This is a genomic window from Rhodococcus sp. P4_F5 (assembly GCF_056401315.1).
Genome location: NZ_JBFUJP010000107.1, coordinates 1 through 13,221 on the forward strand (window position 1 = coordinate 1; position 13,221 = coordinate 13,221).

Genomic DNA, 13,221 nt, shown 5'->3' on the forward strand with positions numbered 1-13,221 from the left:
GTCCGGAGCGGCCGACGGCACCGGCGGGCCGCGGCGCGTCGGCCGGCGTCGCCAGCAGGGCTGCCGCCGCCTGCCTGGTCGCGGGTTCGGGTGCGACGCCGAGCTCGCGCTCGAGGACGGACGCGCAGCGGTGGTAGGTGCTCAGCGCGCCGGCCCGGTCGCCCGCGTCGACCTGCAACTTCATCAGGGTGCGGTAGCCGACCTCCTCCAGCGGTTGCAGCCGGATCCGCCGACGGGCGGCCTCGGTCGCCGCCGCCGGGTCGCCGCCGCGCACACTGGCGGCGCAGACCAGGTCGCACAGGTCCACGCACTGGCGCTCGAGCTCCGTCCGGGCCTCGAGCAGCCAGTCGTCGTACCCGCCGGGCAGGAACTCGCCGCGGTACGCGGCGATGGCCGCCCGGGCGTGGGCGAGGGCCGCGTGGTCGTCGCCGGTCTCCGCCGCGGCCAGCGCGGCCCGGCGTTCGAGGTCGAAGGCCCGGACGTCGACGCGGCAGGTGTCGCTGTCGCGCCAGCACAGGTCCGTCGAGGTCACGACCAGGGAGTCCGCGTCGCCGAGGGCGCGGCGCAGGTGGTGCAGTTCGCGGCGCAGGTTGGTCAGCGCCTGACCGTCCGGCGAGTCCGGCCAGAAGAGTTCGGCGATGCGCTGCCGGGGCTGTGGTGTGCCCGCGTGCACCGCCAGGAAGGCCACCAGGGCAACCGCGCGCGGCGACCGGGTCGCGGCGGCCCCGGTCGCGGTGTCGGTGATTGCCTGCTCCCCGAGGAGGGAGACGTGCAGCATGCGGCGGCCTCCTACTGACTCAGGCTAGACCCGCACCGCCGGCGACCACCCGTCGAATCGTTGTCGGCGAGCGCTACGTCATGGCGACGAAACGCATGTCCATCCAGTGAATCCAGGCGCCGGAGTCGATCCGCCGCTCCCATCGCGCCGTCATGGACAACCGGTCCTCGGACGGCCGGAGGGTGCTGCGCATCCCGTCGCCGACGAACGTCCACGATCCGTCCGTCTTCGGGCGCGCGGTCATCTCCCCGTACGTGCCGGAGCCGTCGAACGCCCGCATGGCGTACGTGCCGGTCTCGGCGTCGTACTCGCCGATGAGCTCGAGGGCATGCACGTGGTCGTCGCCCATCGTGACGTCGACACGATGGACGATCCACCTACCGCCGGGCATCCACTCGTACTCGTCGGTGCCGTCGATCCTCGCGACAGGTTTCCCGTTCTCGTCGAGCACGGTGCCCGACGTCCGCCACCGTCCGACGATGCTGTCGAACGGGCGCATGGGGTCTGCTGGGAACGTCATGTGGTCCTCTCGTGGCGATCGGTGGGCTCCCTCGGGTAGACCGTCGGGGGCTCGAAATCTCATCGGTCCGGGCCGTGCCGTCAATCGACGACCATTCGCCGCGGTGCGCGGCGATGGCCGCCCAGACTGTGCGCGAGGCGGCGCGTGGTCGGGCGATTGTCGGGTTCACCCGCCTCAGGTGAGGTGAGCGAGCGCCGGGCGTCGCAGCATGGCGGCATGGTCATGACATCGAAGCCTGCATCCGAGTCCATCGTCCGACAGCAGAAGGAACTGCTCGAGAGTCTGCCCTTCTCCGACGCCCAGGATTTCGACGACGCCACCCGGGGTCTCGTCGCCCGCAGGGTCCCGAACGCGGTGACGGCCGAGGACGGAACGGTGCTCTGGGACAACGACACCTACGCCTTTCTCGACGACGACGCCCCGGACACCGTGAACCCGAGCCTGTGGCGGCAGTCCAAGCTCAACGCCATCGACGGGCTGTTCGAGGTGGTCCCGGGCATCTACCAGGTGCGTGGCATGGACCTGTCGAACACCTCGTTCATCGAGGGTGACGACGGCGTGGTCGTCGTCGACACCCTGCTCTCCGAGGAGACCGGCCGGGCGGCGCTGGAGCTCTACCGCCAGCACCGGGGGGACCGCCCGATCAAGGCGATCGTCTACACCCATTCGCACGCCGACCACTTCGGCGGCGTCAAGGGCTTCGTCTCGCAGGAGGAGGTGGACGCCGGCAAGGTGAAGATCATTGCGCCGGAGGGGTTCACCGAGCACGCGGTATCCGAGAACGTGTTCGCGGGCACCGCGATGAACCGCCGCGCCGGCTACATGTACGGCGCCGCGCTGGCCCGTGGGCCGCAGGGTCAGGTCGGCGCCGGACTGGGGCAGACGGTGTCCACCGGCACCGTCACCCTCATCGCGCCCACCGACATCATCACCACGACCGGTCAGGAAATGACCGTCGACGGTGTCCGCATGGTCTTCCAGATGGCACCCGACACGGAGGCGCCGTCGGAGATGCTGCTGTACTTCCCCGACTTCAAGGCGCTGTGCGCGGCCGAGGACGCGACGCACAACTTCCACAACCTGTTGACGCTGCGTGGTGCGGTGGTACGGGACCCGCACGGTTGGGCCGGCTACCTCACCGAGACAGTCGACCTGTTCGGCGACGAGGTCGAGGTCGTGTTCGCCTCGCACCACTGGCCGACCTGGGGCAAGGAGCGGGTGGTCGACTTCCTGTCCACCCAGCGTGACCTGTACGCGTACGTGCACGACCAGACGCTGCGGATGATGAACAAGGGCCTCACCGGGCCCGAGATCGCCGAACAGATCCAACTGCCCCCGTCGATCGAGAACGCCTGGAGCACCCGCGGCTACTACGGCTCCATCAGCCACAACGTCAAGGCCATCTACCAGCGCTACCTCGGCTGGTTCGACGGCAACCCGGCCAGCCTGTGGGAGCACACGCCCGTCGAGCAGTCGAAGCGCTACGTGGACTTCATGGGGGGCGCGGACGCGGTCGTCTCGAAGGCTCGGGAGTCGTTCGATGCCGGGGACTACCGCTGGGTGGCGCAGGTGGTCAACCATGTGGTCTTCGCGCAGCCGGACCACGCGCCGGCCCGGGACCTGCTCGCCGACACCTACGAACAGCTCGGCTACGGCGCGGAGAACGGCACCTGGCGCAGCTGGTTCCTCTCCGGCATGACCGAGCTGCGTGAGGGATCGTTCGGCACGCCGACCGAGACCACCGCACCCGACGTCATCGCTCAGCTGACCCCGGCGATGCTCTTCGACGCCATCGCGATCCAGGTCGACGGACCGAAGGCGTGGGACGAGAAGCTGTCGATCGACGTGGTGCTCACCGACGTCGACGAGCGTTACCGGCTGCGGCTCGCCAACGGGGTGCTGACCTACAGCAGCCACCCCCAGCAGGGCTCGGCGGACGCGACGCTGACCACGACACGGCGGGCCCTGCCCGCCCTCGCGCTCGGCGGGCTGTCGGCCGACGGGCTCGCGAAGGCCGGCATCGAGCTCAGCGGCGACGCCTCGGTCCTCGCCCGTCTCGCGGCGGTCCTGGACCCGGGCGACAAGAACTTCGCGATCGTCACACCGGAATGAGAATCGGGCGCCGCGGCGCCGGCGGGCCGTCGCCGCGGCGCACCGAGTATCGCGGGGAGAGAGTCGGATTGAAGATGCTGATTCCAGACACGCAACGCCGTGACCTGTCCGAGCTGGACGATCGCCTCGACCTGTCCACCGGCGACCGCAGCGCCAAGTCGTCGGCGTTCTGGACGATGCTGGTCCTTTCCGGGCTGATCGCGGTCGCCGGTGTGGTGGGGGACTCCACCGCGACCGTGATCGGCGCGATGATCGTGGCCCCACTGTCGACGCCGATTCTCGGAATCGGGTTGGGCGTCGCCACCGGCCGGGGGCGGCTGATCTGGCGCAGCGTCGTGATCGTGGCACTCGGGGCGGTCCTCGTGATCGTCATCGGTGCCGTGTTCGCGCAGGTGCTCCCCAATCCGACCGGCGTGCTCTCGAATTCGCAGGTCCTCGGACGGACCTCGCCGAACCTGTCGGATCTGACGGCGGCACTGGCGACCGGTCTGGTCGGGGCCATCGCGGTGGCGCGGCGGGACGTCGGTGACGTGCTGCCGGGGGTGGCGATCGCGATCTCGCTCGTCCCGCCGCTGGCGGTCGTGGGGGTGTGCCTCGGCTCCGACGCGCCGTCCCTCGCGCTGGGGGCACTCGTCCTGTTCCTGTCGAACGTCCTCGCGATGGTCATCACGGTGACCGGCGTCCTGGTGGTCGCCGGGTACGGCGCCGTGGACGGGCGGAGCGTGGGCAGGCGCGGCGGGGCCTACCTCGTCCTCGCGGTGGGCCTGTTCGTCGTCGCGGTGCCCATGGTGGTGAACACCCTGTCGTCGCTGTGGGCAGAGCAGATCAGCGAGGCCGGCGAGCGGTGGCTGGCAGACGTGCCGGGCGCTCAGGTGACCGACGTCAGTTGGCACGGTGACACACCGACCGTGTCTGTGCTCGGTCCCGAGGAGCTGCCCCCGATCAGCGAACTGCAGGCGGCGGTCGATTCCATCGTTCCCTGGGAGCCGGAACTGCAGGTGGTGCACACCGTGGGTGCGTGGATGACCGACTGACGCCGACTACCGCGTCACGATCGCCCGGGCGACCAGTTCCATCGTCATCGCGACCGCGCAGGTCTGCGCCAGCAGCAGGCCGACGAGAACCAGGATCTGCACCGCCCCGGCCTGCACGGCGGACCCGCTGGCGAGCAGCACACCCACGAACGCGCCGGGCAGCGTGACCAGCCCGACGGTGCGGGTCTGGTCCAGGCCCGGCAGCAGCGCGTCGGCGGCCGCGGACCGGATGACCTCCATCCGCGAGTCCCGCAGGCTCAGGCCCAGACTGAGCGCCGCCTCGACCTCGCCGTGGCACTGGGCGATGGCGTCGAGAGACCGTTTGGCGGCCAGCGAGGTCGCGGTCATCGCGCCGCCGAGCACGATGCCGCCGATCGGGATGACGGCGACTCCCTCCAACGGGACCACCCCGCTGACCAAAAGCAGCGGCAGCACGGCACCGACGCCGGCCGCCAGGGCCACGCTCAACCACGCCGCCGACCGTCCGGCGTCGGCCCGCCGCGCCGCGGTCACCGACGCCGCGGCGAACATCAGCGCCAGCACCAACGCCGCCGACCACAGGTGCGCCAGCGCGGCGGCCAGCACCACGGAGACGGCGGCCAACTGCGCGGCGCCGCGCAGCGCGGCCCGCGGCACCACCAGGGGATGGTCCAGCGCCGCGACCCGGTAGACCAGCGCCGCGGCCAGCGCCATCACCGTGCACACCACGGCCAGGGCGAGGCCGGGGTGCGCCAGCGAGGTGCTCACMGCTGCTCCTCTCCCCGGCGACCGCGCGTGGCCGGCGGGTCCGCGGACCCGTCAGCCACGCGCTGTTGCGGCCGCGCTCAGAACCGTCCGCTGCGGGTGATCCGCCCGGAGCTGCTGGGCCCGCCGAACGAACCGGGGGAGCGGCCGCCGCCGCCCCCGCCGCCGCGGTTGCCCCAGCCGCCGCTCATGCCGCCGCGCATCATCGAGTCGATCAGGATGCCGCCGAGGATCGCGCCGGTGTTGCTGCCCGCGCTCTGCTGCGGCCGGCGGCTGGTCTCCCAGCGCTGCACGTCGGACTGGGCCTGCCGCATCGCCCGGGCGCCGAGGTCGCCGGCGGCCTGGGCGTGCTGCAGCGCCTTCGACGGGTCCGACGCGGCCAGCTGGCGGGCGGCCTCGTAGTGGCGCTGCGCCTCGGAGAGCCGGGTCCGGGCCTCCGCACCGACCGCGCCGCGCCGGGTGTTGACGAAGTCCGTCGCGGCGGTGATCTGCGCCTGCGCCGCGGTGAGGTCCTGGGTCAGCCGCGCCGCGGCCCGCTCGGCCTGCTGTTGCGCGTCCTGCGCGGCCGCCAGGATGGTGTCCAGCTCGCGGTCCACCTTCGCGATCTCGGTGAACGCGCCCAGCGGGTCGTTGTGCTGGTCGGCCTCGGCCCGGGCCAGCGCGGCCTCCGCGGCGGCCTTCGCCTGCGCCAGCCGCTCGCCGCCGAACTCCGCGAGCCCGACGGCCGCCGCGACGTCCTTGCGGGTCTCGTCCATCGCCGCGGGCAGCGTGGCGATGGCGTTGCGGATGTCGTCGGCGGCGTGGTCGACGCCGTCGAGCAGGTCGCAGACCTGGGTGACGGCGCCCTCGGCCGCCCGGATCGCGGCGACCGCCGGGCCCTGCTTGCCCGCGGGCAGGGCGGTGGCGGCGCGGCCGGCGGTGATGTTCTGGTCCGCGAACGCCAGCTGCTGGCGGGCGAGGATCACGTTCTCGGCGACCGGCGCCAGCACCGGCGCCGGGAACTCGGTGCGCAGGTCGTCGAGGACGGTCTCCGAGGCGGGGATCCGCACGGTCAGCTCCACCACCTGCTGGGTGAGGGCGTCGAGGCGGGCCGGGGCGTCGATCAGCAGGTCGCGCATCCCGTCGAACTCGGCGACCTGCGAGTTCAGTTCGGCGTCCGCCTTGCTGCAGGTGGAGATCAGGGTGACGAGCATGTCCCGCTGCTGCTCCGGGGTCTCGGGCACGTCGTCGTCGAGCCGCTGCCGGATGGTGAACGCCGACGCGAGCGCGGCCTTCGCGGACTCGAAGGCCGCGGTGAACGGCGCGGTGGCGTGCTCGCCGAACTCGCCGGTGGCCAGGTTCAGCTCCTCCTCGCTGGTGCGGACCGCGTTGTCCGTCTCCACCAGCACCTCCCGGGCGCGGGCGTCGAGCGTGGTCAGCGGCAACGCGGCCACGGCGACGGGGTCGGTCCAGTCCACGTCCCGCGCGGCGTCGACGCCGGCGCGGATCCGGTCCTTCTTCTTGCGGCGGGTGTACAGCACGGTGCCGCCCGCGCCGACGATCACCACGGCGCCGGCGACCAGCAGGTACTTCGCGGTGCCGGACGAGCCGGAGCTGCTCATCGCGTCGGACAGTCCGCCCGCCGCCGCGATCGCCGCGCCGGACCAGTCGTCCTCGCGCAGCGCCGGCACGATGCCGTCACGCTCGATGCTGTCGAGCTCGGAGGAGGTGACGTTCTTCAGGTCCGACGGTGCGTCGAATGCGTACGCGCGGTCGTCGGTGGCGATCGCCAGCAGCACGTCCTGGCTGCCGAGCCCGCTGGTCTGCGCGGTCTTCGCGGCCCAGCTGTCGGCGTCCATGCCGTCGAAGCTGCCGACGTAGGCCACCCACAGCTGCACGTGCTGCTCGTCGAAGAGGGTGTCCAGCGCGGAGCGGACGTCGGCGCGCTGGGTGTCGTCGAGGACGCCGATCCGGTCCGAGATCTGCCCCGGCATCCGGAACGGCGCCTCGGCCGCCGCGAGCCCGGGCAGGGTGAGCAACCCGAGCAGGGCCGCGACTGTGGTCAACACCGCCGCGAGTGAGAAGCGGGCGAACCCGGCCCGGTGGTCGGCGTGTCGAGCGCGAGCGCGCGGCTGTGCGAATGCCATGGGGATGAATCTATCGGGAGGGGGCGACTTCTCGCTGTCGTCGCCGCCGCGACCGGCGAGCCACGCCGACGGTCGCGGTCCGACGGCTCGACCGGCGCCGAACGGGCGCGCCGGGCCACGCGCCGCGCGCGGTTGCTGGCAGACTTACGGAGTGAGTTCAACAGCACTGGTCGAGCGCGACGCCGACCGACTCGGATTCGGCGGCACCCTGGCCCGGTGGACCCGCCGTTTCGTGGCCGGGTCGATCCTGATCGCGGTGGTGCTGGTCGGCGGGACCGCGGTCCGGGTGTGGCAGGTGGCCCGGATCAGCGACGTGACCCCGGCCGACGCGATCGTGGTGCTCGGCGCCGCCCAGTACTCCGGGACCCCGTCGTCGGTGTTCGCGGCGCGCCTCGAGCAGGCCGTCAAGCTCTTCGACAAGGGCGTCGCGCCGAAGGTGGTCACCGTCGGCGGCAAGCAGGTCGGGGACGTCTACACCGAGGCCGCGTCCGGGAAGAACTACATGATCGGCCGCGGCGTGCCCGCGGACAGCATCATCGCCGTCGAGGAGGGTTCGGACACGCTGCTCAGCGTCGAGGGCGTCAGCCGGGTGATGGGCGAGAACGGGATGACCTCGGCCGTGCTGGTCAGCGACCCCTGGCACTCGCTGCGCGCCCGGACCATGGCCCGCGACGCCGGGCTCGAGGCCTGGACCGCGCCGACCCGGCAGGGGCCGGCGGTGTTCACCCGGGAGTCGCAGGCGCACGGCATCATGCGGGAGACCGGCGCGCTGCTCTGGTACCAGCTCACTCACTTCTCGGCCGACTTCCCGTACACCGCGGTGCAGTGATGAACGGCGAACCGGTGACCGCGGTGTACCGCCCGCACGACGTGGACCGCCGCGTCGTGGAGGCGCCGAAGGTCGGCGGGCTGCCCGGCACCTCCGCCCGGCGCAGCGACTTCGCCCGCGACCGCGCCCGGGTGTTGCACTGCGCCGCGCTGCGCCGGCTGGCCGACAAGACGCAGGTGGTGGGCCCGCGCGACGGCGACACCCCGCGCACCCGGCTCACCCATTCGATCGAGGTCGCGCAGATCGGCCGCGGCATCGCGGACGGCATCGGCTGCGACCCGGACCTCGTGGACCTGGCCGGCCTGGCACACGACATCGGGCACCCGCCCTACGGGCACAACGGGGAGAAGGCGCTCGACGAGGTGGCCGCGGACTGCGGAGGCTTCGAGGGCAACGCGCAGAACCTGCGGATCCTCACCAGCCTGGAACCGAAGGTCCTCGACGCGGACGGTCGCAGCGTGGGGCTCAACCTCACCCGGGCGGCCCTGGACGCGGCCGTGAAGTACCCGTGGACCCGGCCGGCGCCCGGCGCGAAGTTCGGCGCCTACGAGGACGACGCGGAGATCCTGGAGTGGGTGCGTGAGGGCGCGCCCGGGACCCGCCGCTGCCTCGAGGCGCAGGTCATGGACTGGGCGGACGACGTCGCCTACTCCGTGCACGACGTCGAGGACGGGGTGATCGCCGGCCGGATCGACCTGCGGGCGCTGGCCGACCCCGCCGAGCAGCGCGCGCTCGCGGAGATGGGTGCCTCGGAGTTCCGCGGGCTGGTCGTCGGCGAGCTGGTCGAGGCGGCGAAACGACTCTCGGTGCTGCCGGTGGTCGTCGGCGTCGGCAGCTACGACGGCACGCTGGCCAGTTCGGTGGCGCTGAAGAACCTGACCAGCGAGCTGGTCGGGCGGTTCGCGACCGCCGCGGTCACCGAGACCCGGGCCGTCACCGGCGGGGTGCCGCTGTCCCGCTACGACGCCGACCTGGAGATCCCGCCGATCGTGGCGGCCGAGGTGGCGCTGCTCAAGACGGTCGCGCTGCGGTACGTGATGTCCGACGCCGGGCACCGGACGCGGCAGGACCGCCAACGCGACCGGATCCACCGGGTGGCGCAGTGGCTGCTGCGCACCGCGCCGTCGGGGCTCGACCCGCTGCTGCTGCCCGCGTGGGAACGGGCCGGGGACGACGCGGCGCGGACCCGGGTGATCGTCGACCAGATCGCGTCCTACACCGAGAGCCGGCTCGAGCGGGTGGACAAGCAGAGCCTCGGCGCGCAGGCCGCCTGGGGCTAGGCGGGCCGCCTACGGCAGCACCTCGGCCATCACCCGCAGCGTGTTGCCGCCCATGATCGCCCGGATCTCGTCGTCGCTGCGGCCGCGGTCGCGCAGCTCCTGGGTGATCACCGCGATCTCGCTGGTGTCCCAGGCCACCGTGGTCGCCCCGTCGTAGTCGCTGCCGAGCGCCGCGGTCTCGAGGCCGCCGACCTTGATCACGTGCTCGATCGCGTCGACCACCGCGGCGGGGGTCAGCTCGCACACCGCCGCGTCCCAGTAGCCGATCCCGACCACGCCGCCGGTGGCCGCGACGCCGCGGATCTCGTCGTCGGTGAGGTTGCGGTTGACGTCGCACGTCGCCTGCACCCCGCCGTGGCTCGCCACGACGGGCCGCGTCGCCCGCTCGAGCATCTCCTTGATCGCCGGGTGGCTCGCGTGCGCGATGTCGACGATGACCCCGCGCCGCTCCATCTCCGCGAACACCGTCCGCCCGAGGTCGGTGAGGCCGCCCTTCTCCTCGCCGTGCATCGAGCCGGCGGTCTCGTTGTCGAAGAAGTGGGTGAACCCCGCCATCCGCATGCCGGCGTCGTAGAGCCGGTCGAAGTTCGCGGCGTTGCCCTCGAGGTTCTGCAGGCCCTCGACGGAGAACAGCGCGCCGGTCACGTTCTGCCCGGCCGCCCGGTCGTCGAGCACGCCGGCCAGGTCGGCCCGCGTGCGGACGAGCCGCAGCTGTCCGTCCGAGTCCGCGGCCGCCTCCTCCAGCTTCTCCGCGTGGTAGAGCGATCGCTGCAGCAGGGAGCCCCAGGTGCGCGGCGGTTGCAGCTGGGCGACCGTCAGCAGCTCGATGTTGTCGGTCTGGTCGGAGTTGGAGTCGTAGTTCTGGTTCTTCGGCGACTTCGACACCGACGAGAAGACCTGCAGCGCGACGTTGCCGTCCTGCAGGCGGGGCAGGTCCATGTGCCCGCGGCTGGACCGCTTCAGGATGTCGCGGTCCCACATGAGGGTGTCCGAGTGCATGTCGGCGATCTGCAGGCTGTCGTGCAGCTCGCGCGTCTGCGCGCTGACCTCCGGCAGGTCGGCGGCGACGGTCTTGTTCATGCTTCGCTCGACGGCGCCGGGCGCGATCGTGAAGAAGCCGACCACGGCGACGACGCCGAGGACCAGCGAACCGATCAGGATGGGACGCAGCCACCTGCGCTTCGGAGACGACATGCCGCGAATCCTAGGAGGCGCTGCGCGCCCGTGAGTACTTTTGGTAGCCGGGGCTGCCTGAAAAGCTCGCAGGCGCGCAGCGCCTACACTGGCCCAGTGGCGGGCCGAATTTCTGAACGAGACATCGCGGCCATTCGCGACCGGGTACACATCGAAGATGTCGTGGGGGAGTACGTCGCGCTCAAGCGCAGCGGCGGCGACTCGATGAAGGGCCTGTGCCCGTTCCACGACGAGAAGTCGCCCTCCTTCCATGCCCGGCCCAACCACGGGACCTACCACTGCTTCGGCTGCGGCGAGGGCGGCGACGTCTACTCGTTCCTGCAGAAGATCGAGCACGTCTCCTTCGTCGAGGCCGTCGAGCAGCTGGCGGACCGGGTCGGCTACACCATCTCCTACGAGGGCGGCGGGCCGTCGGTGCAGCGCGACCGCGGCACCCGGGCCCGGCTGGTGGCGGCCAACGCGGCGGCCCAGGAGTTCTACGCGGCGCGGCTGCGTGAACCCGACGCCGAGACCGCCCGCGAGTACCTCACCGGACGCAACTTCGACGGCCAGGCCGCCGTCACCTTCGGCTGCGGGTACGCCCCCGACGGCTGGGACACCCTGACCAAGCACCTGATGACCAAGGGGTTCGAGGCCAAGGAGATCATCGACGCCGGGCTGGCGACGCCCGGCAAGCGCGGCACCCCCATCGACCGGTTCCGGCGGCGGCTGGTGTGGCCCATCCGCAACCTCGGCGGCGACGTGATCGGGTTCGGCGCCCGCAAGCTCTTCGACGACGACACCATGCCCGGCAAGTACATCAACACGCCGGAGACCATGCTGTACAAGAAGTCTCAGGTGCTCTTCGGCCTGGACCTGGCCAAGCGGGAGATCGCCAAGGGCCACCAGGCGGTGATCGTCGAGGGCTACACCGACGTGATGGCCATGCACCTGGCCGGGGTGAAGACCGCGGTCGCGGCGTGCGGCACCGCGTTCGGCGAGGACCACCTGGCGATGCTCCGCCGACTCCTGATGGACGACAGCTACTTTCGCGGCGAGGTCATCTACACCTTCGACGGCGACGCGGCCGGCCAGGCGGCGGCGCTCAAGGCGTTCGAGGGGGACCAGAAGATGTCCGGGCAGTCGTTCGTCGCGGTCGCGCCGGACGGTATGGACCCGTGCGAGCTGCGGCAGGCGGCCGGCGACGCTGCGGTCCGGGACCTGGTGGCGCGCCGGATCCCGATGTACAAGTTCGTGGTGAAGTCGCTGCTCACCGAGCACGACCTCGAGACCAGCGAGGGCCGGGTGGAGGCGCTGCGCCGYACGGTGCCGGTGGTGGCCCGGATCAAGGACGAGGCGCTGCGCGAGGACTACGCGCGTCAGCTCGCGGGCTGGGTGGGCTGGGACAACATCCCGACCGTCATCAAGCGGGTCCGCGACGAGGCGCGTCGCAACTCGCCGCGCAACGCGGCCCGGGGTCGGCCGCAGCAGTCCGGGTCGTTCGCCGAGACGCCCGCGCCGGCCGCCGACGGCCCGGCCGTGCCCGCCCGCCCGAACCCCAAGGACCCGTCCCTGTGGCCGCAGCGCGACGCGCTCAAGGCGGCCCTGCAGTACCCGGCGATCGCCGGGTCGGTGTTCGATTCCCTGCCCGTCGAGACGTTCAGCCACCCCGCCTACGTGATGATCCGTCAGGCCGTCGCCGACGCCGGCGGGACCGGGGCCGGCCTCGGCGGCGCCGAGTGGATGGAGGCCGTGGGACGGCTGGTGGAGCCGCTGCAGTCGCTGGTCACCGAGCTGGCCGTCGAGCCGATGCGGGCCTCCGACATGGCCGACTACATCCCGCGGGTGCTCGCCCGGCTGCAGGAGGTGTGGGTGGGCCAGCAGGTCGCCGACCTCAAGTCGAAGCTGCAGCGGATGTCGCAGGCCGACCACCCCGACGAGTACATGTCGCTCTTCGGCGACCTGGTCGCGCTCGAGCAGTACCGGCGCAGCCTGCTCGAGCAGGCGGTCGGGGACAACTCGGAGGACATCTAGCCCCCCGGCGGGGAGCCGCTACAGGCGCTCGCGCGGCACGTAGATGGTGGTGTCGGGCTCGGTGTCGATCTGCTTGAGCGGCTCGAGCTTCGGCTGGGTGCTGAGGCTGTCGGAGAGCTTCTGACGGCTCACCTCGATGACCTTCTTGGTAGCGGGGCTGCCGGCCACGGCCTTGGCGGCCCGGCTGATCTGTTCGTAGCGAGCCCGGCCTGCCTTGCTTCCCAGCACGTAGCCCGCGGCGATACCGATCAACAAGCGCATCATTCCTGCTTTCCTCCCCGACAAACGGCCTGCCCACAGTGTGCCTGACAACGCGTTGGGCAGGCGATTTGGCACCTGGGTGGGGTTATGGGTTAAAGTCTCTCTGCAGCCAAACGGAAACGGGAGGCGCTGAAGTAATCCCCTGTAGCTCAATTGGCAGAGCTTCCGACTGTTAATCGGACGGTTACTGGTTCGAGTCCAGTCGGGGGAGCACACTGAGAAGCCGCCCACCAGGATCACCTGGTGGGCGGCKTCTTTGGTGTCGGGGGTTCGCCCGAATCGGGCGGTAGGTTGGGATGTGACGAGGATCACCTGCCCGGTGGGCGGTCG

At 71.7% G+C, this 13,221-nt stretch carries 11 protein-coding genes and 1 tRNA gene; 6 read left to right on the forward strand and 6 right to left on the reverse strand.

Annotated elements, in window-relative coordinates; genetic code table 11:
* On the reverse strand, positions 1-778 hold a 778-nt coding region (locus AC1DU4_RS25075; RefSeq protein WP_477844497.1), incomplete at its 3' end, for an AfsR/SARP family transcriptional regulator.
* Between the two features lie 73 nt (positions 779-851).
* Positions 852-1,298 (reverse strand): DUF1579 family protein, encoded by a 447-nt coding sequence (locus AC1DU4_RS25080; protein ID WP_477844499.1) that lies wholly within the window; start codon positions 1,296-1,298, stop codon positions 852-854.
* 222 nt (positions 1,299-1,520) lie between these two features.
* On the opposite strand from AC1DU4_RS25080, the gene AC1DU4_RS25085 reads away from it, so the two are divergent.
* Positions 1,521-3,410: an alkyl/aryl-sulfatase gene (locus AC1DU4_RS25085; RefSeq protein WP_477844516.1), complete on the forward strand. Its 1,890-nt coding sequence runs from the start codon at positions 1,521-1,523 to the stop codon at positions 3,408-3,410.
* 74 nt (positions 3,411-3,484) lie between these two features.
* A complete protein-coding gene (locus AC1DU4_RS25090) occupies positions 3,485-4,444 on the forward strand; it encodes a DUF389 domain-containing protein (RefSeq protein ID WP_477844501.1) in 960 nt (319 codons plus the stop codon).
* 6 nt (positions 4,445-4,450) lie between these two features.
* Here the strand turns inward: AC1DU4_RS25090 and AC1DU4_RS25095 are convergent, their stop codons facing one another.
* Both AC1DU4_RS25095 and AC1DU4_RS25100 read right to left on the reverse strand, forming a co-directional pair.
* Positions 4,451-5,191 (reverse strand): ABC transporter permease, encoded by a 741-nt coding sequence (locus AC1DU4_RS25095; protein WP_477844503.1) that lies wholly within the window; start codon positions 5,189-5,191, stop codon positions 4,451-4,453.
* 77 nt (positions 5,192-5,268) lie between these two features.
* Positions 5,269-7,314, reverse strand: a complete 2,046-nt coding sequence (locus tag AC1DU4_RS25100) for a TPM domain-containing protein (RefSeq protein ID WP_477844505.1) — start codon at positions 7,312-7,314, stop codon at positions 5,269-5,271.
* A gap of 151 nt (positions 7,315-7,465) precedes the next feature.
* On the opposite strand from AC1DU4_RS25100, the gene AC1DU4_RS25105 reads away from it, so the two are divergent.
* Positions 7,466-8,143, forward strand: coding sequence for a YdcF family protein (locus tag AC1DU4_RS25105; protein WP_477844507.1), 678 nt, complete (start codon positions 7,466-7,468; stop codon positions 8,141-8,143).
* Positions 8,143-9,423, forward strand: a complete 1,281-nt coding sequence (locus AC1DU4_RS25110) for a deoxyguanosinetriphosphate triphosphohydrolase (RefSeq protein WP_477844508.1) — start codon at positions 8,143-8,145, stop codon at positions 9,421-9,423. The genes AC1DU4_RS25105 and AC1DU4_RS25110 overlap by 1 nt, the downstream gene beginning before the upstream one ends.
* Before the next feature lie 9 nt (positions 9,424-9,432).
* Here AC1DU4_RS25110 and AC1DU4_RS25115 read toward each other — a convergent pair whose 3' ends face one another.
* Positions 9,433-10,617, reverse strand: a complete 1,185-nt coding sequence (locus tag AC1DU4_RS25115; protein ID WP_477844510.1) for a dipeptidase — start codon at positions 10,615-10,617, stop codon at positions 9,433-9,435.
* A 96-nt stretch (positions 10,618-10,713) separates the two neighbouring features.
* Here AC1DU4_RS25115 and dnaG point away from each other — a divergent pair, with 96 nt between their 5' ends.
* On the forward strand, positions 10,714-12,630 hold the full coding sequence (dnaG, locus tag AC1DU4_RS25120) for a DNA primase (protein WP_477844512.1): 1,917 nt from the start codon (positions 10,714-10,716) through the stop codon (positions 12,628-12,630).
* A gap of 18 nt (positions 12,631-12,648) precedes the next feature.
* Here the strand turns inward: dnaG and AC1DU4_RS25125 are convergent, their stop codons facing one another.
* Positions 12,649-12,894 carry a hypothetical protein gene (locus AC1DU4_RS25125; protein WP_477844514.1) on the reverse strand — a complete coding sequence of 82 codons (246 nt, stop codon included), beginning with the start codon at positions 12,892-12,894 and terminating at the stop codon, positions 12,649-12,651.
* Positions 12,895-13,029: 135 nt separating this feature from the next.
* Between AC1DU4_RS25125 and AC1DU4_RS25130 the strand changes: the two genes are divergently transcribed.
* Positions 13,030-13,102, forward strand: a tRNA-Asn gene (locus AC1DU4_RS25130).
* Positions 13,103-13,221: the final 119 nt, after the last annotated feature.

Excerpts from the sequence above, each read along its gene's own strand:
- AC1DU4_RS25110 (WP_477844508.1), top strand. The coding sequence starts at position 8,143 with ATGAACGGCGAACCGGTGACCGCGGTGTACCGCCCGCACGACGTGGAC.
- AC1DU4_RS25100 (WP_477844505.1), bottom strand. The coding sequence starts at position 7,314 with ATGGCATTCGCACAGCCGCGCGCTCGCGCTCGACACGCCGACCACCGG.
- AC1DU4_RS25080 (WP_477844499.1), bottom strand. The coding sequence starts at position 1,298 with ATGACGTTCCCAGCAGACCCCATGCGCCCGTTCGACAGCATCGTCGGA.
- AC1DU4_RS25085 (WP_477844516.1), top strand. The coding sequence starts at position 1,521 with ATGACATCGAAGCCTGCATCCGAGTCCATCGTCCGACAGCAGAAGGAA.
- AC1DU4_RS25115 (WP_477844510.1), bottom strand. The coding sequence starts at position 10,617 with ATGTCGTCTCCGAAGCGCAGGTGGCTGCGTCCCATCCTGATCGGTTCG.
- AC1DU4_RS25090 (WP_477844501.1), top strand. The coding sequence starts at position 3,485 with ATGCTGATTCCAGACACGCAACGCCGTGACCTGTCCGAGCTGGACGAT.
- AC1DU4_RS25125 (WP_477844514.1), bottom strand. The coding sequence starts at position 12,894 with ATGATGCGCTTGTTGATCGGTATCGCCGCGGGCTACGTGCTGGGAAGC.